The organism is Oscillatoria sp. HE19RPO (genome assembly GCF_024220515.1).
In the GTDB taxonomy this organism is placed as follows: domain Bacteria; phylum Cyanobacteriota; class Cyanobacteriia; order Cyanobacteriales; family Laspinemataceae; genus Laspinema.
On the sequence record NZ_JAMXOT010000077.1, the window covers coordinates 14,683 to 35,375 of the forward strand.

21 protein-coding genes and 1 riboswitch are annotated in these 20,693 nt (G+C 47.0%); of the genes, 12 read left to right on the forward strand and 9 right to left on the reverse strand.

Features of this window, described 5'->3' with window-relative positions; all coding sequences use genetic code 11:
- The first annotated feature begins 60 nt into the window (after nucleotides 1-60).
- From NG833_RS07990 to NG833_RS08035, 10 genes are all read left to right on the forward strand, one after another.
- Entirely contained in the window at nucleotides 61-651 is a 591-nt protein-coding gene (locus tag NG833_RS07990) for a DUF1517 domain-containing protein (RefSeq protein ID WP_254564765.1), read from the forward strand.
- A gap of 77 nt (nucleotides 652-728) precedes the next feature.
- Entirely contained in the window at nucleotides 729-1,682 is a 954-nt protein-coding gene (locus NG833_RS07995; RefSeq protein ID WP_254564766.1) for a hypothetical protein, read from the forward strand.
- A 705-nt stretch (nucleotides 1,683-2,387) separates the two neighbouring features.
- A complete protein-coding gene (locus NG833_RS08000; protein ID WP_309143840.1) occupies nucleotides 2,388-2,534 on the forward strand; it encodes a type II toxin-antitoxin system HigB family toxin in 147 nt (48 codons plus the stop codon).
- A gap of 14 nt (nucleotides 2,535-2,548) precedes the next feature.
- Nucleotides 2,549-2,851 carry a type II toxin-antitoxin system HigA family antitoxin gene (locus NG833_RS08005; protein ID WP_254564768.1) on the forward strand — a complete coding sequence of 101 codons (303 nt, stop codon included), beginning with the start codon at nucleotides 2,549-2,551 and terminating at the stop codon, nucleotides 2,849-2,851.
- Between the two features lie 71 nt (nucleotides 2,852-2,922).
- Nucleotides 2,923-3,102, forward strand: a complete 180-nt coding sequence (locus NG833_RS08010; RefSeq protein ID WP_254564769.1) for a hypothetical protein — start codon at nucleotides 2,923-2,925, stop codon at nucleotides 3,100-3,102.
- Between the two features lie 35 nt (nucleotides 3,103-3,137).
- Nucleotides 3,138-3,383, forward strand: a complete 246-nt coding sequence (locus NG833_RS08015; RefSeq protein ID WP_254564785.1) for a UPF0175 family protein — start codon at nucleotides 3,138-3,140, stop codon at nucleotides 3,381-3,383.
- A gap of 27 nt (nucleotides 3,384-3,410) precedes the next feature.
- The gene (locus NG833_RS30810) at nucleotides 3,411-3,869 is read left to right on the forward strand and encodes a DUF3368 domain-containing protein (RefSeq protein WP_254564770.1); all 459 of its coding nucleotides are present in this window, start codon (nucleotides 3,411-3,413) and stop codon (nucleotides 3,867-3,869) included.
- Between the two features lie 155 nt (nucleotides 3,870-4,024).
- Nucleotides 4,025-7,399 carry a CHAT domain-containing protein gene (locus tag NG833_RS08025; protein WP_254564771.1) on the forward strand — a complete coding sequence of 1,125 codons (3,375 nt, stop codon included), beginning with the start codon at nucleotides 4,025-4,027 and terminating at the stop codon, nucleotides 7,397-7,399.
- 33 nt (nucleotides 7,400-7,432) lie between these two features.
- The gene (locus NG833_RS08030; RefSeq protein ID WP_254564772.1) at nucleotides 7,433-7,807 is read left to right on the forward strand and encodes a hypothetical protein; all 375 of its coding nucleotides are present in this window, start codon (nucleotides 7,433-7,435) and stop codon (nucleotides 7,805-7,807) included.
- Nucleotides 7,804-9,444, forward strand: a complete 1,641-nt coding sequence (locus NG833_RS08035; RefSeq protein ID WP_254564773.1) for a hypothetical protein — start codon at nucleotides 7,804-7,806, stop codon at nucleotides 9,442-9,444. The genes NG833_RS08030 and NG833_RS08035 overlap by 4 nt, the downstream gene beginning before the upstream one ends.
- Nucleotides 9,445-9,940: 496 nt before the next feature.
- Here NG833_RS08035 and NG833_RS08040 read toward each other — a convergent pair whose 3' ends face one another.
- The 7 genes from NG833_RS08040 to NG833_RS08070 all read right to left on the reverse strand — a co-directional run bounded on the left by NG833_RS08040 (nucleotide 9,941) and on the right by NG833_RS08070 (nucleotide 17,224).
- Nucleotides 9,941-10,147, reverse strand: coding sequence for a hypothetical protein (locus NG833_RS08040; RefSeq protein ID WP_254564774.1), 207 nt, complete (start codon nucleotides 10,145-10,147; stop codon nucleotides 9,941-9,943).
- 32 nt (nucleotides 10,148-10,179) lie between these two features.
- A riboswitch (Glutamine riboswitch) is annotated at nucleotides 10,180-10,257 on the reverse strand.
- Nucleotides 10,258-10,344: 87 nt separating this feature from the next.
- Complete coding sequence (locus tag NG833_RS08045) at nucleotides 10,345-10,569, reverse strand: hypothetical protein (protein WP_254564775.1); 225 nt, start codon at nucleotides 10,567-10,569, stop codon at nucleotides 10,345-10,347.
- A gap of 619 nt (nucleotides 10,570-11,188) precedes the next feature.
- On the reverse strand, nucleotides 11,189-12,562 hold the full coding sequence (locus tag NG833_RS08050; protein WP_254564776.1) for an MATE family efflux transporter: 1,374 nt from the start codon (nucleotides 12,560-12,562) through the stop codon (nucleotides 11,189-11,191).
- Nucleotides 12,563-12,593: 31 nt separating this feature from the next.
- Entirely contained in the window at nucleotides 12,594-13,376 is a 783-nt protein-coding gene (locus NG833_RS08055; protein ID WP_254564777.1) for a tryptophan-rich sensory protein, read from the reverse strand.
- A gap of 150 nt (nucleotides 13,377-13,526) precedes the next feature.
- On the reverse strand, nucleotides 13,527-14,141 hold the full coding sequence (locus tag NG833_RS08060; RefSeq protein WP_254564778.1) for a DUF1822 family protein: 615 nt from the start codon (nucleotides 14,139-14,141) through the stop codon (nucleotides 13,527-13,529).
- Nucleotides 14,142-14,199: 58 nt separating this feature from the next.
- Nucleotides 14,200-14,853, reverse strand: coding sequence for a hypothetical protein (locus NG833_RS08065; RefSeq protein ID WP_254564779.1), 654 nt, complete (start codon nucleotides 14,851-14,853; stop codon nucleotides 14,200-14,202).
- Nucleotides 14,854-15,025: 172 nt separating this feature from the next.
- Nucleotides 15,026-17,224, reverse strand: a complete 2,199-nt coding sequence (locus NG833_RS08070; RefSeq protein ID WP_254564780.1) for a protein kinase — start codon at nucleotides 17,222-17,224, stop codon at nucleotides 15,026-15,028.
- A 340-nt stretch (nucleotides 17,225-17,564) separates the two neighbouring features.
- Between NG833_RS08070 and NG833_RS08075 the strand changes: the two genes are divergently transcribed.
- The gene (locus NG833_RS08075) at nucleotides 17,565-17,801 is read left to right on the forward strand and encodes a hypothetical protein (protein ID WP_254564781.1); all 237 of its coding nucleotides are present in this window, start codon (nucleotides 17,565-17,567) and stop codon (nucleotides 17,799-17,801) included.
- 435 nt (nucleotides 17,802-18,236) lie between these two features.
- Here the strand turns inward: NG833_RS08075 and NG833_RS08080 are convergent, their stop codons facing one another.
- Nucleotides 18,237-19,064, reverse strand: coding sequence for a photosystem II manganese-stabilizing polypeptide (locus NG833_RS08080; RefSeq protein ID WP_254564782.1), 828 nt, complete (start codon nucleotides 19,062-19,064; stop codon nucleotides 18,237-18,239).
- 418 nt (nucleotides 19,065-19,482) lie between these two features.
- Nucleotides 19,483-19,623 (reverse strand): hypothetical protein, encoded by a 141-nt coding sequence (locus tag NG833_RS08085; RefSeq protein WP_254564783.1) that lies wholly within the window; start codon nucleotides 19,621-19,623, stop codon nucleotides 19,483-19,485.
- 509 nt (nucleotides 19,624-20,132) lie between these two features.
- Here NG833_RS08085 and NG833_RS08090 point away from each other — a divergent pair.
- A complete protein-coding gene (locus tag NG833_RS08090) occupies nucleotides 20,133-20,480 on the forward strand; it encodes a hypothetical protein (protein ID WP_254564784.1) in 348 nt (115 codons plus the stop codon).
- Nucleotides 20,481-20,693: the final 213 nt, after the last annotated feature.

Consider the following 20,693-nt stretch of genomic DNA (forward strand, 5'->3'; position numbering starts at 1 on the left):
TTTAAAAACCGCATTTGTATAACATTTAACTTAGTTTACCCAGGATAAATATAAATATAAATGATACATTCAGAACTCGATAACGATATCGTCACCGTGAGCCAACTTCAGATTGCCGTCAGTGCTGGAGTGAGTTCAATCCAATCTCAATTGTCCAACTTAAGCCTGAAAGCCGACACAAAAACCCCAGAGGGATTATATCAGTTACTCGAAGTTACCGTAGAACAGTTGCTCGAAAACTGTCTCTATTGGACTCATCTTTTAGGCAGTTCGGAAACTTTCGAGAGTCGCGAAGCAGCAGAAGAAGTATTTGAAAGTTTATCCCTTCAGGAACGGGGTAAATTTAGTGCAGAAACCCTGAGTAATGTGGAGGGAATCATTACCCAAACCGATAAACCGGCAGTGATTCAGGACGGAGGAGAAGGGGCGTATGTGGTGATTACGTTATTGCTGGGGACAGCACACGATCAGCCGTTATTTGCCCCAATTGATACGATCGGTGTGATGAAAACAGCGCTCAGTCAATTGCGATCGCTCTCGTCAGACTATCTGCTTGTCTTGGAATTGCTATGGAGTCCGCAAGTTCAAACCGATACCCTCTCGGTGCAAGATATGGCAACTTACTATGGAAATATGAAGGCGATCGCCTGAACTTCCCCATCTCACTGGGGACAAGAAACCCAGTTTCTACAAATGACAAATGACAAATGACAAATGACAAATGACAAATGACCAGATTTATCTACGACGAATTCACCAAAAAATACATCCAGGAACTGTTAAGGCAATTAGGTCAAACTGAAACCAGCAAAACTATGGCTTCAGAACGGCGAGAAATTGACATATTTTTCACGCCCAACCCGGAAAACATCGGCGATGCTAGTCACCTAGGCTTACTCGGAAGATTGGCAACCACTCCAGCAGTGTTTGAACCCTTTAGCAATCCCGTTAAACCCAGAGAAATTCGCAGTTGCCTCGTGAAACTTTTAGACCTCACCGCAGAATTTGAACGTCAAGCCACCCGGGAAAAAAGACAGATTACTCCCGCAGAATCACCCAGGTTGTGGATTATGACTCCCACCGCATCCGCCGCCATCTTAGCAGATTTTGGCGCAACCTTAGACTTAGAAAACTGGATAAGCGGCGTTTACTTTCTCGCCAAGGGACTACAAAGCGCCATTATCGTCCTCCACCAACTACCGCCAACGCCAGAAACCCTGTGGTTGCGGATTTTAGGCACAGGCAAAGTCCAAAAACAAGCCCTGCAAGAACTGTATAAACTCCCACCGGATAATCCCACGCGAGAAACCACGCTAGAATTACTGTACAACCTGCGTGAACTGCTAGAAGCTAGGCAAAATTTAGCCCCAGAAGAGAGGGAGTTAATTATGGAACTATCACCCCTGTATTTACAACGGTTACAAACTGTTAAAGAAGAAGGCATCCAGCAAGGAGTCCAACAAGGCATCCAGCAAGGCATCCAGCAAGGAGTTCAACAAGGCATCCAGCAAGGACAGCGGCGGTTGGTGGAAAGCCTGCTGCAAGTGAAATTTGGTGCTGTGGATGCGGAATTAGCATCTATTATCGATGCGTTAATCGAAATTCCCCCATTGGAGCAAGCTCAGTTGATTTTGCAGCTATCCCGCGAGGAACTTTTAGCTCGGTTTTCCCGTAACTTCTGAACCTGGGGGGAGAGATAAGAAACCGGGAGGGACAAGAAACCGGGTTTCTAGTAACATCTCTGGTTCTCATCAAAAACTGAGGTAAGAAACCCGGTTTCTAACTCTGGGGTAAGGGACCAGAAACCGGGTTTCTAGCAACATCTCTGGTTCTCATCAAAAATTTAGGTAAGAAACCCGGTTTCTAACTCTGGGGTAAGGGACAAGAAACCGGGTTTCTAGCAACATCTCTGGTTCTCATCAAAAATTTAGGTAAGAAACCCGGTTTCTAACTCTGGGGTAAGGGACAAGAAACCGGGTTTCTTGCATCATCTCTGGTTTTTATCAAAAATTTAGTCAAGAAACCCGGTTTCTAACCTGTTGAAGGGGGACAAGAAACCGGGTTTCTTGCATCATCTGGGGTTTTTATCAAAAATTTAGTCAAGAAACCCGGTTTCTAACCTGTTGAAGGGGGACAAGAAACCGGGTTTCTAGCAACATCTCTGGTTCTCATCAAAAATTTAGGTAAGAAACCCGGTTTCTAACTCTGGGGTAAGGGACAAGAAACCGGGTTTCTTGCATCATCTGGGGTTTTTATCAAAAATTTAGTCAAGAAACCCGGTTTCTAACTCTGGGGTGGGGGACCAGAAACCGGGTTTCTTGCATCATCTGGGGTTCTCATCAAAAATTTAGTCAAGAACCCCGGTTTCTAACTCTGGGAATGCGAGTATTCTTCCCAATAATCGGGTGGTTTTTAATATAAAGGGGAATAATTATCGGATAATTGTTCATGTTCGTTATGACCTGGGGATTGTCTTTATTCGCTTTGTTGGCACACATCAAGAATATGATAATATTGATGCAACTACAATTTAAAGAGGTAAAATAATATGAATTTAAAACCGATTAAAACTGAGGCAGATTATCGTCAAGCTTTAGCGGAGGTTGAACGGTTATTTGATGCGCCTGTAAATACGACTGATGGGGATAGACTTGAGGTTCTGACCACCCTAATCGAAGTCTATGAAGAACAACATCATCCGATTGAGTTACCATCACCTTATGAGGCCATTTTATACCATCTGGAAAGTCGCCAGCCACCTGTTTTAAGTTTTATTGATGGATTGAAGCGGCGCGGGGTAAGTGAGCAGGTGATTCAAGAGGCTTTAAATGAATTGATAATTGAAAATTGAGGGGAAAAATGAGCAGTCAAGGGTTAGCTGGGCATCAGAATAAAGTGCCACTGCGCTATAAATGAACTTTTGTGATTGTTGAGGCGGGCCAACCTTTTGCTAAAATTGCTTCTGCCAAATCTGAGGGAATTTTAGAGGCGTTTGATGCTTTGGCAATTCGCCTTTTTGATGAGGGTATAGACTTAGAGGGTGATGATATTTTTGCCAAGATTCGAGACGATACCCCAACCCCTGAAACGCTTTGCTTGTGATGATGAAAATAATTTATCTTTTTTGAGGTAATATGATGAGCCTAGTGATTTCCGAAGACATTGTTAAAGCTAGTGGACTTTCTGAACAGGAGTTAATTATCGAGTTGGTATTATTGCTGTTTCAGCAGGAAAAAATTAGCTTGGGTAAGGCAGCAGAGTTACTGAATTACTCGCAGGTTAGATTCCAACAAATTCTATCAGAGAGGGGCATTAATATTCATTACGATGTGGAGGAATTGCAGGAGGATATACAGGATTTAACGGCTAAGGGATGGCTATGATTGTTGTGAGTGATACTTCTCCTTTAAGTGGGTTGGCTCGCCGGTTATCTGGGGTTATTAGAACAACTCTACGGACGGGTATTGATTCCTTCGGGGGTTTTGCATGAATTACAGCGAGGAGGAGAAGATGACCCGCGCATCACAGATGTGTTGGGTCTTGATTGGATTGAGGTTCGCCAACCCACTAATCAACAACTGGTAAATGTTTTACAAACTGAACGTCATTTAGACCGAGGAGAATCAGAGGCGATCGCATTGGCATTGGAAGTGAATGTAGAAGAATTATTGATTGATGAACGGTTAGGACGAAGGGAAGGGATTAATTTAGGGTTGTCGCTTACGGGATTATTAGGAATTTTGCTAGTGGCAAAGCGTCGGGTTTTGACTACTCAGATTAGACCGATTATGGAGAGTTTAATCTGGGAGGCTAATTTTCGGATTGGGCCAAATTTATATAGAGAGGTTTTAGCGGCTGCTGGGGAATGATAAAGTGATAAAAAGCTGCGTTTGGGGTGGGGGAAAAGAAACCGGGTTTCTAGCAGCATCTCTGTTTATTCACAAAAATTTAAGAAAGAAACCCGGTTTCTGACTCGCGGGGATGGGGTAAAATCAGGATGGTATCCCCTACCCGGTGTGTGGCTATGGATGAACAACGAGTGCAGGCTTATCTCTCTCTGATTAAACAACTCCTCGACTGTCCCAGTGGGGAGGAAGTGCAAATCCTCGACGAGCATCTGGAGTTGGTGGATGAGGGGTTTGTGCGAGTGTGCGGAGTGTTGGCGGAACAGTTGCAGGAGGAGGGGGAGGAAAGTACGGCGGCGTTTTTACGGGATGTGGTGCAAGAGGTAGAGGAATATCTCAATTCATATGAAGATGAGGATGATTTCATAGAAATCCGAAGTTCCCCCACGCCGGAAGACTATTTCAACTTTTTAATAGATGTATTGCAAGCTACTCAAGATAGTCAGGGTAATCCCAATGTGGTTTATCCGCTGCTGCAACATAACCTTGATAAATTGGATAAAAATCTGTATGATATTCTGCCAATATTGGCGAGTCAAGTTTTGAAAAAACATGAAAACAATCAAGTGATTAAATTTGCAGCAATCATTGGTGAATTTGCTAATTTAATTCAGCAGTTTCCCTTGGGAATTAGAGCGGATAATCTGGAAATTGGAATTATAGGTTATGAAATTAGCTTAACTGTTTTCACACAAGAGAGACACCAAAAAATATGGGCAAAACTTCAGAACAATCTAGGGACTGCCTACTCCGACCGCATTAAAGGAGAGCGTGCGAACAATCTTGAGCAGGCTATTGTTGCCTATAAAGCAGCATTAGTAGTCCATACTCGTGAATCATTTCCAAAAGATTGGGCATTGACTCAAAACAACTTGGGGAATGCCTATCGTGACCGGATCAGAGGAGAGCGAATAGACAACCTAGAACAGGCTATTATTGCTTATCATGCGGCATTAGAAATACTTACCCGGGAAGACTATTCAACCGATTGGGCGACGACCCAAAATAATCTGGGGCTTGCCTATAGAAACCGGATTAAAGAAGAACGAGCGGATAACTTAGAATATGCTATTGCCGCTTTTCAATCTGCCTTAGATGTTTATAATTTTACTTCTTTTACTGAAGATTGGGCAATGACTCAAAATAACTTGGGTACTGCCTACTATTACCGGATTAAAGGAGAGCGATCGGATAACTTAGAATATGCTATTGCCGCTTTTCAATCCGCTTTAGAAATTTATACCTCTACTACCTTTCCTGAAAAATGGGCAATTGCTCAAATTGGTTTGGGTGCAGCCTACTCTGACCGCATCAAAGGAGAGCGGGAGAATAATCTTGAGCAGGCTATTATTGCCTATAAAGCGGCATTAGCAGTTCATACCCGTGAAGCTTTTCCCGAACATTGGGCATTGATTCAAAATAACTTGGGGCTTGCTTACAGTAACTTGATGGGCGAAGAGCAAGCGGACAGCTTAGAACGGGCAATCGCTTTCTATACAGCGGCATTAGAAGTTCGTACCCGTACCTCCTTTCCTTACGAATGGGCACAGACTCAAAATAATTTAGGCAACGCCTATTGTGACCGCATTCAGGGGAAAAAGGTGGGTAATATAGAACAGGCAATAGCTGCTTTTGAATCTGCATTAGACATCTATAACCATAAGGCATTTCCCTATGAATGGGCAACGACTCAAAATAACTTAGCCAATGCCTATGTGGAAATAGATAAAGTCGAAGCTGCTACGATCTGTTACCGAGCCGCCTTACAAATCTATACTCCTTCTTCCTTTCCGCTCAACTGCCTTGGAACCGGACGCAACCTCGGCGACCTGAGTTATGACCTCCAAAACTGGGAAATCGCCATCGAAGGATACAACCAAGCCATCCTTGCCATCGAACAAAGCCGCTACTGGGCGACCTCCGAAGCCACCAAACGGGAACTGATCGCCAACTCCCTCAATATCTATCAAAAAATGGTGCAAGCCTGCATCAACCACCAAGACTACGCCCAAGCCTTGCTCACCGTCGAACGCAGTAAATCCCGCACCCTGATCGAACTCCTCGACAGCGCCCACCTCTACCCCAAAAACGCCACGGACCAACAAAAACAACGCATCAGCGACCTGCGCCGTCAAATCGCCATCTACCAACAACAACTCGCCTACACCCCCAGCGACACCCTCACCCCCACCACGGAGAAGCACCCCAACCAACCCTCACCCCAAACCCTCATCCGCCAACAACTCCAAGCCGCTAACCAGCAATTCCAAGACCTGCTCACAGAACTCGACGACCCCAACTTTAGCCTCACCCAACAAGTCCCCCCCCAACTCCCGGACTTGCGCCGCCTCCTCCCGCCTCAAACCGCCCTGATCGAGTGGTATCTCCCCAGGGAAGCGGACTCCGGGTTTTATGCCTTCCTCGTCACCCGCCGAGAGGAGCAAATCCAGATTACCCCCCACCCCTTCAGCGCCGAGGACCGCCAACACCTGGACCAAGCCCTACAGGACTACCGCAGCGACTACGGAAAACCCACCTGGAATCAGCAACTCCCCCAACGCCTGGAAACCCTCAGCAGTGCCCTGCAACTCCCCCGCATTCTGGCTGAATTATCCGAGATTCAACAGCTCATCCTGATTCCCCACCGGGAACTGCACCTCATCCCCCTCCACGCTCTCCCCGTCTCTCTCACTTCGCCTTCTGGGAGTGAGGGAAAACCCTTGCAAGACTGGTTCCCGGTGCAATATGCCCCCAGTTGTCAAATTCTCAACAACCTCCAGCAGCGTCCCCCCCTCAACCGGGAAACGGTCCCCTTCTTCGCGATTCAAAACCCGACGGAAGACTTGGACTATGCGGAGTGGGGGGTGGAACTGTTGCGTCGCCAATTCAGCCCCCATCAAGTCTTGCGTCGCCACCAAGCTACCCTGGATAATTTCACCCAACCCCACACCCAAACCTTCCTTGAGCAGAGTCACGCGGTCCACTTTGGCTGTCACGGTGAGTTTGACGATCGCAACCCCCTCAACGCCTATCTGAGACTGGCAAATCAGGAAAAGCTGACCTTTCTGGATATTTTCAACGGTCTTAATATTCCCCTCTGTCGCCTGCTGGTGCTGTCGGCTTGCAAAACTGGCTTGGTGGAAACTTCCCACACGGATGATTATGTGGGATTATCCAGTGCTTTTTTCTACGCCGGAGCGCGAACGGTGGTCGCCAGTCTCTGGAATGTGGATGAACTGGCCGCGACTCTGGTGACCCTGCGCCTCTATCAAATTTTACCGGATTATCCCTCGGTGACAGTCGCCCTGCAATCGGCTCAAACCTGGTTGCGGGGGTTATCTTCTGCTGATGTTCTGGACTGGCTAAAACATGACCAGAAGGCGACGGAGGAGGAAGTGGAAGAAGTGGAAGACCGTTTGAGTACATTTGATGATCCTGACTCCCCCTTTGCTAATGCCTATTATTGGTCAGCGTTTACGGCAACGGGTTTATAATGGAGGAGAGTTAAGCCATTATGAGGTCGGACGATGCCCACTGCTGAAAATGAACGAATTGTGCGGGCTTTTTTACTGCTTCTCCATCAAGAAAGCCAAAAACCAGAGAGTGCGATTATTCCCCCCAAGGCTTGGGAAACTTTAGGCGAACTGAAAGCCAGCCTCGCTCAAGCTAATGATGATGTGAGAACCCTCGCCCGAGGGATTACGAACTGGTGTCGAGAACATCAATATAGTTCCATTTTACAGGCTCTCCGACCCGTCCAAGGTGATGCGATTCCTGAAGAGGAAGACCCGGATGAGGACGAAACTGAAACGCAAATCCTGAGAGTCAGTAACTTATCTCTAAGATTTGTGGAGGAAACTATTAGTCAATCTCAAGAGCAGCATCAGCAGCAATCATCATGACCGAGCCTATCATTTATGCTCCAGAAATTCGCTTGTTTACCTATCATTTAAAACGCCTCAAAACCACTGACCTTAAAGCAACCGATAAGGATTTAGATTTGAGGTCAATGATTGCCTATTATTTGCAGTTATTGGCGGATTATGGACTATTAAATTCGCTTATCAAGAAGTTACAGCAAGACATTTTATTCCCTTTGTCAATTTGGGAGAGTTGGCTTCCGGATATTGATAAAATTCAGGTTTTGGTTTGGTGGAGTCAACCGAACCTAACTCTGCTCAAACTCTTCATTGATTTAGACAATCATCTGAGCAGCTTGACCCTAGAAGATGTCATTCAAGACTATCTATTTCGGTCGGATTTTGAAAAATTAACGAGTGCTAATAGTCCATTTTTTCAAGGCATTAAGAATCCGGGCAAGATAGGCATTCAACGAATTAATTTCAATTCAAGATATCGCGGGTTTTTCCACCCTCAATATATTAATGATAGCTATAGTTTTCTACTGCACTTATTCCATCCCCAGAAACAAGGAAAAGATGGGGTTAAATTCTCAGAGATTGCAGAATTAAGACCTCCTACGTCATTTTTTAACGGAACCTCATCAACCCTGGACCAACCCCTGCAAACCCATCTCCAGCAAGCATTTTGGGGGACAACGATTCTGTTTAGTGGTTTTATCGACTCTTCCGCAGCGAGTCTGGAGGGGAGTAAACCATTAGCCAATCAGTTATTACAAAACCTGTTAGGAGTTGAATCCCTAGAATCAGCGCCGCCTTTCTTCGCTTGTCGAGAGTTTTTAGGGGGATTTCTGTATGAGTATCAGGATGTTTATAATCGCCATCCCTACGGACAGATTCTGATTTTGCTGATTTTTTTAGAAGAGAGTAAAGAGAAACTCAATGCGGTTCAGTGGTCTTTGCCGGAGTTGTTTTGTTATGAACGCAAGATTTTTCAAAATTACCTAGACAGTCGGGGGGAATATAAAAAGGCGAATCAGGATATTGAAACGATAGAAGAGACGATTCGGACGTTTCCGCCTAATATTGCGACGAATATTCCACCGGATTTGTCCGACAAAGAGTTAAGGTTATTAAAACAGGAAATTAAGAATTTGTTGGACTTATCGTTGCGCTATTCGCAGCGAATGCGGAGTTTGGTCACTTTCGAGAATACGATTGAGATTAATCGGCAAAATTATCTGAATACCTTGACGCGGATGGAGGTGAAAAGTCAAAGTGATTTGACGGGTTGGCGGAATCAGTCGAATCAAATTTTTGGGATGTTTCAGGGACAAATTAAAGCGGATTTGGTGTATCTGCAACAAGGGGAACGGCTGTTAGATACGGCAATTAATACGATTCGCGGTTTGGTGGAAATTGACCAGGCGGAACGCGATCGCATTCTGGAAAACAACATCCAAATCATCGGGGTGGGGATTGCGGTGGGGGCGATCGTTGCCTCTACCTCAGCGTTAATCTTTCAGCAAGAACCGATGACTTTTCCCTGGGAAGCATCCCACGGCGATCGCCCCCATCCGTTTATTTTTGCCTTGCTGCTGAGTTTCGCCTTTGCTGGTTTAGCGTCACTCGTGGCGATCGCCTTGATTAAGTTCAGGAAAAAGCGGCGATCGCCTTAAAGCAAAAAACCACGTTTCTGGCAAAATCTGTGTTTCTGTGGAAAAAATTTAGGAAAGAAACCCGATTTCTAACTCTGGGGTGGGGGTCAAGAAACCGGGTTTCTCGCAACATCTCTGGTTTTCAGCAAAAATTTGGTCAAGAAACCCGGTTTCTAACTCTGGGGTGGGGGTCAAGAAACCGGGTTTCTCGCAACATCTCTGGTTTTCAGCAAAAATTTGGTCAAGAAACCCGGTTTCTAACTCTGGGGTGGGGGTCAAGAAACCGGGTTTCTCGCAACATCTGTGTTTCTGTGGAAAAATTTGGCAAAGCAATCCGGTTGGTGAGAACCCGTTGTCCCTATCTCTGAAAATTAGGCAATGAGGCGAAATAACTTGGGTTCTGCCTCCGGTTATCCCATCGGGTGAGATTGAGTTCAATCTGCCTCCAGAATTTTCTCACAAGTTTGCGGATAAATTGCCCTTTGTGCTATAGGACTGGAGGGATGGAGGCAGGGGTTTAAGCCGGATTGAGTTTTTGACTGACGAAGGGAATCGTCAATAGGGCAAGTTTCACCATCCAAGGTGCAAATATTAGGCTTAAAATCACACAAAAGGCAGCAAGAACCGTGGCGGCGACTTTGACGACTTCTTCGCTGGTATTGACACTCAGACAAAACGCTAAGGAAGCGACTGCCAAGGATATTAATGAAGGCACAAGCATCATTATATTTACCTCTATATTTTATCGACAGATGCAATGCGTTCCTTCGGCTAGAATACCTACTTCCGTTTTTCCCCATTGAGCAAGCGATCGCCTGGGGAAAAATGAACGATTAGATTATTTGATATTTTTTACAACTTTTTTGTAAGTGTTGTCAAGCCTTGACCCAAATGAGTTACAAGGTCCCTCGATTCTCCTGATTATTGGGGTTCGGGAATGGTTTGAGGAATGGGTGCAGGAACGGTTTGGGGGACGGGTTCTGGTACGGTTTCCGGTACAGGTGCCGGAACAGTTTGCGGAATGGGTCCAGGGACGGGTTCCGGGGTCGGAGGTCCTGGATTGGGGGGGGATTCCGGTGTCGGTAAAGGTTTAGGTTCCGGTATTTGAATCCCTTGAGGGGTGGGTTCAACGGTGAGATAGCTCATAATTGTTTTGAATTTAATCAGAAGTTTTTACAGCAGAAAGGAGGCGATCGCAGGTCTATACTTCAAGATTGTTTGATAAAACTCTTATTATATAGAGGGCCATCCCTGATATAATTTTTTAGTAAAAAACCAATGCTATATTCGGCAGAACCGTTCAACAGCACGATTTAGTTTAGGTAACTCCAGATTAGCGACAATCCTCCCCAAAGCGCATCTGTCAAAAGCAGCATTTTTTTTCCTGGGTTGAATAATCTCTCCCTTCCTTTTGGGCGATCGGTCAACACCCTGCGGGGGATAAATCAAGCGCCTAACAGCGTGCATTCGGTTGAAACCGACTGAAAAAAAGTCGAATTGCATGATGTTTTTAGGGGATTGCAAAATATAAATCCTCCAAACGTTAAACTGAAAGAAAGGTATATGTAGGGGCGCAAGCATTGCGCCCCTACATATAAGGGGCTACTCCGTTGATTCGTCACTACGAACGAACGTTTTGGAGGTTTTATTTTTTGGAGTTCCCTTAGAGGAGTGCGAGCATCTTGCTCGCTATCCTAGAGTGCGAGCAAGATGCTCGCACTCCAAAAACGTACCTCATAGCTATGGGAAACGCTATAACCCTAGCCTATTTAGAAAACCCTGTTTTTCCGGTTAATAAATAAGCGAAACGACAGGTTAACAATAAACCGGAAAAAGCGAGTCCGAGGACTAAGCCTAACCATAAGCCAACGCCGCCAAAATTTAGACGTAAACCGAGGATATAACCACTGCATAGGCCAATACACCAATAGCCCAAAAAACCAATTAACATGGGAATTCGGGTATCTTTCACTCCGCGCAAAGCACCGGCAGCTACCACTTGCATTCCATCAAAAATTTGAAACATGGCAGCGATACCTAACAAAGATATTGCTGATTCCAAGACAGGTTGATTGTCGGAATTTTGAATATCCAAATACAATGCGACAATTTTATCCGGGTTGGTCCACAAAAATAACCCGGTGAGACTCATGAAACTGACCCCCATCGCAATGCCGACATATCCAGCACGTCTGGCACTGAGGATATCTTTTCTCCCCATTGCTTGGCCAACTCTGACCGTGGTGGCAAGAGACAATCCCACGGGAACCATAAAGGTGATATTGGCGGTTTGTAAGGCGATGTTATGGGCGGCTAATGTGACTGTTCCTAGGGTTCCCATGAGAAAGGTGGTGACGGCAAAGAGTCCGTTTTCTATGGCAAAGAGTCCGGCGATCGGCCAGCCAATTTTGACTATTCCCCAAAATTCTCGGGCATCAAACTGATAAGAAGTCCGAAAAATGTGATAGGGTTTTAACCTGCGACTCAGGGTGAGAAAACTAGCAGCGGCGATAAACATTACCCAAAAAGATAGGGTGCTGGCCCATCCAATTCCGGCTAATCCCAAGACGGGTAAACCGAATTTGCCAAACATCAAAACGTAATTTCCGCCAATATTCAGGGGGACGCAACAGGCAACGATCGCCATTATCGGGCGGGTATAATTGAGGGCGGAGAAGATATTGCGTAATACGGCAAATCCTACGGCAGCGGGAAATCCCCAAATTAGCGCCTGGAGATAGGTTTGCGCGAATGCCACAGCCGTCGGGTCCTGTCCGAAACGCAGTAACAGGGGAGTGAGATTCCAGATTAGGAATCCCATCGGGACCGAGAGTGCGAGGGTTAACCAGAGTCCCTGAATGGTCAGGCGACTGATGCGGTGGAGTTCTCCGGCACCTTGCGCGGTGGCGGCGATCGCCCCAACGGAGGACACCATCCCGGTAGAAATGAGGATGACGGTGAAAAAGATAATCGCACCTAAACCCCCGGCGGCTAACGTCTCACTGCCGAGTAACCCCATCATGACTGTATCCACAAATCCGGTGGCGGCTTGCGCCAGTTGTGCGGCTATCAGGGGAATGGCCAGGTGCAGGGTGGCTTTGGCTTCGGAAAAAACTTTCGACTGAGACAGGCTGTGCATGAAAATAGTATCGGGGCAAGGGATATTTTCGTCAAGTTTTCCGGCGCTTCTTCCACCAGGGAACTATGAGGAGGAGAAGCAGCCCGATCGCCAATCCCAAAGCGGTGCTGACAATCACTATATACTCGCTTTGACGGACGGCGATCGCAATATAAGCCCAAACAAAGACCAGATTAAAGGCGGTATCCGCTCGTTGAATCGTGGTGACAGCGGCGATCGCAGCGGTGACCCCGAGCATAATCACGGTCCAAAATACCAAAATATTCGGGTCATCCCAACCCCAGGCATAGAGGGTACTGGCAATATTCACCACGGTGGCGACACTAATCCAGGCCAAATAAATACTTAAAGGAATGTTAATCAACCACTTTTCCCGAGGGGGGACTCGTTCTTTCCCTATCTGGAGGCGCAGATAAGTGAGAATCAGAGACCCTAAAATAATCAGCATGGCTAACACGGACCAGCCAAACTGGAGATATTCAAACAAAAATACCCAAGCAATCTGAGCTAAACTGGCGAGAACCAGCAGGTAACTCATCTGCCTTAACCGAGGATGATGGCGTTGCGCCGGTAAGACTTGATAGATGCCAAAGCTAATCAGGGATAAATAAATTAGCCCCCAAATGGCAAAGGCATAGTTAGCGGGAATAATTAAAACATCCCGAAACATTTGGTTAGAAATTTCGCCAATCGTTAGGCCATTAAAGGGGAAAAGATTGGCGATAATATTAGTAACAAAGGCCGCCAGAATCGCCAGCAACGTTGAGACCGACCGGAATAGGTCAGAGTTAGAGCGTTCAGAGAGCTGTGTCATGGGGAATGACTCCTAGATTCTAAAGATTATCCTAGGCGATCGGCCATGACTTTGCACTCTTCCTGGGAGTGTATTTCCCCAGGGTTAGCGGCAACCGGGAGTGCAATTCAACGGACGACGAATACACCCTGCCCGTTCACCGCCCTAGAATTAAATCACAAACTCTTCCGTGACCCGATCGCGCTCTAAAGTAACCTGAATGCTATAGCGTTCTCCTGGTTGTCCGCTTAACTCCATTTGTAGGCCGGAGTCAGCATTGCGCGCCACCACCTCATGGAGGCGATCGCCGTGGTGAGAGAGTAAGGTCAGTTGTAACCCGGCGGGTAATTCTGGGCGATCGCCTTTGGGATAAACCTGGACTAATACCCCGGTTTCCCCGTGAGATTCAGCCTTAATCGTCACAATCAAGGCGATCGAGCGATGCTGGCTATTGTGATGGCCCAATTGCAACGTTTTAGCCCGTTTTACCCCTGCGGTTTCCCGGATTAGCGCCAGGGAATCTTCTTCCGGACAAAAGACTTCATCGATCGCCTGCCATCCCGGTTCAAATCGCTCTTGAAACCACTTTCCCAAATTCACTGGATTCTGCCATTCCGGTCCTTCTCCCCAGGTTTCTAACCAATCCCCTTCTACATCCTCGACATAAAGATTAACGTGTTCCAGACCCAATCTGATCCGGTTCTCCTGTAAATCTTGAGCCGATTGAAGGGCTTGCCATGCTTGTTCGAGGCGGTCTTTACTTGATGTTTGGATTGTCGTACCCATATCTAAGTCTTTTAAAAAAGGTTTGTTGTCGAATGGAATGTTTAAGAAATCGAGTTTCTTAAAAACTAAATTTCAGATATTTTGACTCTTCCAGATGGCTGCTGTTATGCAACACCAAATTCACCATTTGACTCACGAATTCTTCTTTTCCTGGATTGTAACTCACAAAAATCCCCCGCTCTATGTTCCAGTCTTTCAGGGTTTTTTTCCATTCTTCGTATTTATGTTCAGAAAAATCATCAGAGATGCTAGTGACCTGGACGCAAAGTGGTCTGCCCTTGTTGCTGCTGACGATCGCATCTGTTGCCATAGAAAAATCTGCCACATACCGTTGGACGAGGCTCCCTTCACGAATCTTTATCTTTTGTGCGATTAGGTCAATCAGTTGAGCATCCTCCTGATTGAATTCTCCGGATCTTAATTTTTGTTTCCAAATGTAAAATTTGTTATCTTTTTCATTAAACCACTTGGGGAACAGGAATTCATACCAATACCGGACCGGGGGAGTAAGCTGATTTAAAAATGATTCCCGTTCCTCATCGGTGAGAACTTTCAGCGCTAACCAAAATTCTGCATCCTTGATGACTTCGAGCAGAAACCCCATTAAAAATTTTTTCTGCATTAATAAACCCGGTCTCATATCTTTGATCCAACGCCAGATTTCCTCCAAACGGTACTCTAGCCCTGGATCCACTGAGGAAGCTATCCCCATGAGTTCCCTAAGTTTCGGCTCGATTTCAATGGCTTGCAAACACTCCCCCTACATCCGCCAAGCGCTTTTCAAAGCATATTTATGATCTTACTGTAAAAAGTGACCGTCTGAATAGAGGGGCGATCGCCCTCCCGATAGAGATTCCCAGTGAAATCCCACTCCGGTTAAACCTCTACTGGAACTGCCACACCTTAATTGTATTATCTTGACTCCCACTTGTCAGCATTTTGCCATCAGCACTAATCGAAAGCGAATTAATCGTATCCGAATGACCCTTAAGAGTCTGTAACAATTCTCCTGTGCCAATATTCCAAAGTTTCAGGGTACTATCGAGAGACCCACCGCCACTGACCAACGTCTGACCATCAGGACTAAAGGCGATCGCGTGTACCGCATCAGAATGTCCGAATAACGTGCGGACCAACTGACCACTACTCACCTGCCAAATCAGAATCGAACTGTCTCCACTGGCACCAGCCACCCACTGACCATTGGGACTAAAAGCCACCGACCGAAACCGATAGAACCCCCCTTCTAACGTGCGGACCACCTCTCCGGTTTGAGTATGCCAGATTTTAATCGAGCGATCGAAACTGCCACTGGCTAACAGTTGACCATCGGGACTATAAGCTAAGGAAAACACCCAACCCGAGTGCCCGGCGATCGACCGAATCAACTCCCCACTGTCCACATTCCATAACTTAATCGTATTATCAAACCCACCAGAGGCTAACTGCTTGCCATCGGGACTAAACGCCACCGACATCACCCAAGCCGCATGATCCGTTAGGGTATGTAATAGCTTACCCGTACTCGTGTCCCAAACTTTTATCGTCCCATCTCCACTACTACTGGCGACCTTACTGCCATCGGGACTAAAGGTCACTGACCAAATTTCATGGGAATGACCGGATAAACTCTGGCGGACCTGACCGGATTCAAGATCCCAGATCTTTACCGTTTTGTCAACGCTACCACTGACAAGCAGGCGGCTATCGGGACTCAGCGCGATGGAATTAACCCCCCACAGATGACCCCCTAGGGTTTTCGCTAAGGTGATAGGACTGGAGGCAGCTAGGGGTTGAGCCGATACCGTAGCGATCGGGGTGAAGGGTTCCGGGTTAGCGGGAACTTCAGGCATCACCCCAGGACTGCCATAGTTCAACCAGAGTAAAGCGGAGATATTCGGTACTGTAAATCCGCCAAAGAGTTGAGTGGCTGTTCCCGCTAAGGCTAAGAAAAATCCACCCACGAGCAATTTTGGAGCTAATTTTAGGGCTTTTTTGTGATGAAAGCGCGACGATCGCCGACTGTGACGACTATAATTTCTGGCACTATTCAATCGCAGCAGACGAGTGGGAATCCTTGCTGCTGCTTGATAAGGTCGGATTCCAGCAATCGGTTGAGGCGATCGCGCAGGCATTGGGGAAGAACCCCAAGGTTGCTGCATCTCCTGTTCAATTTCCTCCAACCGCTTTAAAATTACCTGAGTATTTTGGGGGCGATTTCCCGGAAAAGGGGCCATCATGTAATCAATACAATCCGCCAAAGGATTCGTCGTGAATCCCGCTGTGGGACTGTGGCGACTCCCATCCGATCGCCACAAAAGTTGACCCGTGCGCGTATCTTCAGGAAAGGCATTGGGTTCCTTTCCAGTTAACAGAAATACAAAGGTTCGTCCTAGAGCAAAAAAATCCGATTGGGGAACCGCTTTGCCATTCGCCTGTTCTGGAGGCGTGTAACCGGGAGAAACAATTCCCGTAATTTGATGACCCCCTCCCACTTTTGCCAGATAGGTTCCCGTCACCTCTCTAGCACTGCCAAAATCAATCAACGCCAGTTGACCATTCGGCTGAAGCATGATGTTGGAGGGTTTGATATCGCGGTGGAAAAACTGCTGTTGATGGACAATATTTAAAATTTCCCCAAGCTGTTTCAACCAATTGAGGGCCTGATGCTGGGGAATCGGCAAATGATGGCGATCGGCCATCCACGCCTCTAAATTTCGGCCCTCAATCCGTTGCATCACCAGACAGTGTAACGGCTGCTGGCTATTTCTGGGCAGCACGGTAAAGTAACCCTCTGCTTCCACCCGGGGAATCCCGGGGTGATTCAAATGGCTTAAAACTTGAGCTTCGCGCTGAAACAGGGCGATCGCCTTGGGATTATCATCAGTCAGGACCTTCAGAACCTTGAGGACCCCCCCATCATTCACCTCAAAGGTTTGACCAAACCCCCCTTCCCCCAATAATCGCCCAATCCGATAGCGCCCTTGGAAAATCAAAAGCGAACCACAATGCCGACAGATGCGGTTCTGTGCATTTAAGGGGTCAGCCCGATTGGGGCATTTAGGATTGAGGCAATAACTCACGGCAACTCTATCCAACGATTGAGGATATCTTGATTATCCTAACTTTCCCTGGGAAAAAACAACTATCCTTGGTCATACGTCGTTATCAAGAAATGACAGGGTGGATTGGTCATGGGTCATTGGTCCTTTGTCATTTGTCGTTTCCTCTTGACGTGGCGATCGCCATCACAGCAGCAATCTGAGGGTCTATCAACAGCAATTGAAATTGCTCCTTTTTGTTCGTAGTAACGACTTCAGTCGTTGCCTCTTGACGTGGCGATCGCCATCACAGCAGCAATCTGAGGGTCTATCAACAGCAATTGAAATTGCTCCTTTTTGTTCGTAGTAACGACTTCAGTCGTTGCCTCTTGACGTGGCGATCGCCATCACAGCAGCAATCTCAGGCTCTACCACCTACCTGCTGGGGAATTGGAGGCAGAGCTTGACATGGGCGTTACTGGGCTTCAGCCAACTAACGAGGAAACGACTGAAGTCGTTACTACAAACAGAAGAGTTGGTCCTTTGTCATTTGTCGTTTCCTCTTGACGTGGCGATCGCCATCACCGCACCAATCTGCGGGTCTACCAACCGCAATTGAAATTGCTGCTTTTGTTCGTAGTAACGACTTCAGTCGTTGCCTCTTGACGTGGCGATCGCCATCACAGCAGCAATCTCAGGCTCTACCACCTACCTGGTGGGGAACTGGCGGCAGAGCTTGACATGGGCGTTACTGGGCTGAGGCCCAGTAACGAGGAAACGACTGAAGTCGTTACTACAAACAGAAGAAAACGACTTCATACCAAATCCGGGTATGAAAAGTCGTTTTTATGGAGTAGCCCGCGCAGGCGGGCTTTGTCCGTGTAGCCCCACCCTTGAGGGTGCGGGTTTTTATAGACCTTTGACAACCGGATTCTGTATCAGTCGTTACTACAAAAATCTCCCCCATCCACCAATGACCCATGACCCATGACAAAAAAAGGGGCCAATTGCCCCTTTAGTCGGATTCTTCAGGTGATGAGTGCAACCCGATCGCTTATGCGTCTGGTTCCACGCGACCGTAAAATAGACCGCGAATCTTCACCTCTACAGGTTCTTTCGCACCTAAATCAGTATCCGAAGACTGTTCGCTGACGAAAATACCAGCAATTTCCCCAGTGGCACTATTGACTTTAGAAACACTCAGGGAAATATGACCTTTACCCTGAAGTGCACGCTTGACGTTAGAGCGATTCAAATCTGCCGCATCAGAACTGGCAGGCAACGCCACCGCGTTATCATATCCAGTGGCTCCACCGCGACCCTTGGGGTCTAGGAAGGAAGCAGAACGATAGGACGGAACGGTATAGTCCCCTTCAAAATCAGTCGAGGTATTAATACTGTCAAGTCCGGGTTGACTGGTTGCCGTTAAACCTTTGACGGTGAACAAGAAAGGAACTTCTTCACCACCGGGAAGCATGACAGTGATCGCTTGGAAGTCAATCCCATCTTTTTCCACAAAGGTGAAGCTGCCATCGGATCCCAACGTCAAGGGTCCTTGGATTTGAGTCAAGGAGGAGGTATAACGAGTCAACGGTTTGCTGGGAATATATTCGGATTCTTTCCGTTTATTGGATCCTTCTTCCAGAACGAAATATTCCGTCGGTTGCAAACACAGTTCACTCAGCAAATAAGATTGGCTGCTATCAATGGGAATTGCACCCCGAGCGGTTTCTGCCAATTCCGGACAGCTATTTGCTAAACCTGTGTTTCTGATATCATCATAGGTGAGTTCTTTACTCCCCACCGTCGGCCCTTCACTACAAGCCGTTAGCACGCTCAAGCATACTGCTAGAAATGCGACAATTAAAGCGCGATACCTCATGGTCAACCTTTATTTCAAAATTTAACAATCCCACCAGGGGTTAATCTTTGGTTTGGGTTCAACTTCGTTCGGACGAGGGAACCCAAACCGTTAAGCCTTTGCAAGTTCGATTCAGAACGAATGAGTAAACTTACTCATCTATGACAACGAAACGCCTACCGCAGAAACAACGACTGAGCAACCCACATCCTCAATCGGTTTTGTCAGTTGTGGCACTGTCGAAAAATAGTGCGGGCGTTTTTGTTCGGCGATCCGGGATTGAGGAGGTAGCATCTATAGTCAGTCACCTGGATTAGGTAAGTTGACCGGAAGAGATGATCTCCTGAGTCCGTTTCAGCTTGCTACGGCGACAAGGGGACTCCGACTTCTCAGAGAAGTGGGAATTCTCATGTCGAGGTTTAAGCATTTTACGTTGCTTTTAGATGCCATAGAGCATTTTACCGAAATAAGCACCCATCGTAACGTAGGTTGCTTTTAATTCTTTTGCAGGGGGGAAAGAATGCAACGGTTGTGATCCCCAGACTGTATTTTCCCAGAATCCAATGGTCTTTTCATCCATGCCAGAATGCACCACTTATCGGGATCCTTTTTGGAACCCGACGCCTTGAAAAAATCCCAGTGGGGAGTGAACACAGGGGTGCAAGCGGGTCCGATCGCCTTGAATCTGGGTTCATCTGGGTAACCCTCCTGAGCGATCGCCACGCCAACAGAAACTTGTGACACAGAACTGTGGACTGTTCAGGACTAACGCTGAGTGGGATGAGATCCCCAGGACCAGAAACCGGGTTTCTGGCGGGAATTGGCGGTTAAGTCGGTAGAGAGTTTTTCCAGAAACCCGGTTGTCTTCCCCATAGAAGACCGATCGCTGCTTTAAAAATGGAGGGGGTCACCGGGCGATCGCCTCGCCAGACCCTAATGTTTGACCCCCTCCAAGGCTCTCGTTGCTCTCCCTCGGCACAAAGTTAGATAAAATATCAAATTTGATAGCCATAGACTCCCAGCACGAGCCGGTGAAAGCCCAGCTTAAGGATTGGAATGTTTACCCGCGACTTTTAGGCAAAAAACTACATGGACTTGAATACAAATCTTGACTCTGACGGCAAACTACCCAATTTAAGCAGTACGATTGAAGACTTGCGACTTGTCGCCAATCATCATCAGGGGGATTGTCTGGCACTCTTGGAGTTACTGCGGACTTTAGAGCAACTTCATCGAGAAATTTGCGAAAGTTTGTTTTTGGAATCTCTACCCAGTAACCGACAGGCACTTTACAACTTATTGCGAGATATCGAAACCTCTGGAGGGTGGCCCTACATCCAGCGGATCAAGTTGCGATCGCTCTTGGATGTTTTATCCGAAGCTGCCGTGGAACATACCCCGGATCTTGAGGATTCGGTGAGCAAGGAAGGAGAATGACGACTTTGGGGAGAGGATTTTCACTATCCCCTTCCCCCCTTCCCCGGGTCACTTTTTACCAAAAACAAGTCTCCCACCTAACTTTTGCAGGGGTTTGAGGGAACTCCAAAAAATAAAATCTCCAAAACGTTCGTTCGTATGACGGATCAACGGAGTAGCCCCCTCAATGTAGGGGCGCAATGCGCAGGCCCTCCGGAGGGCCTGCGCATTGCG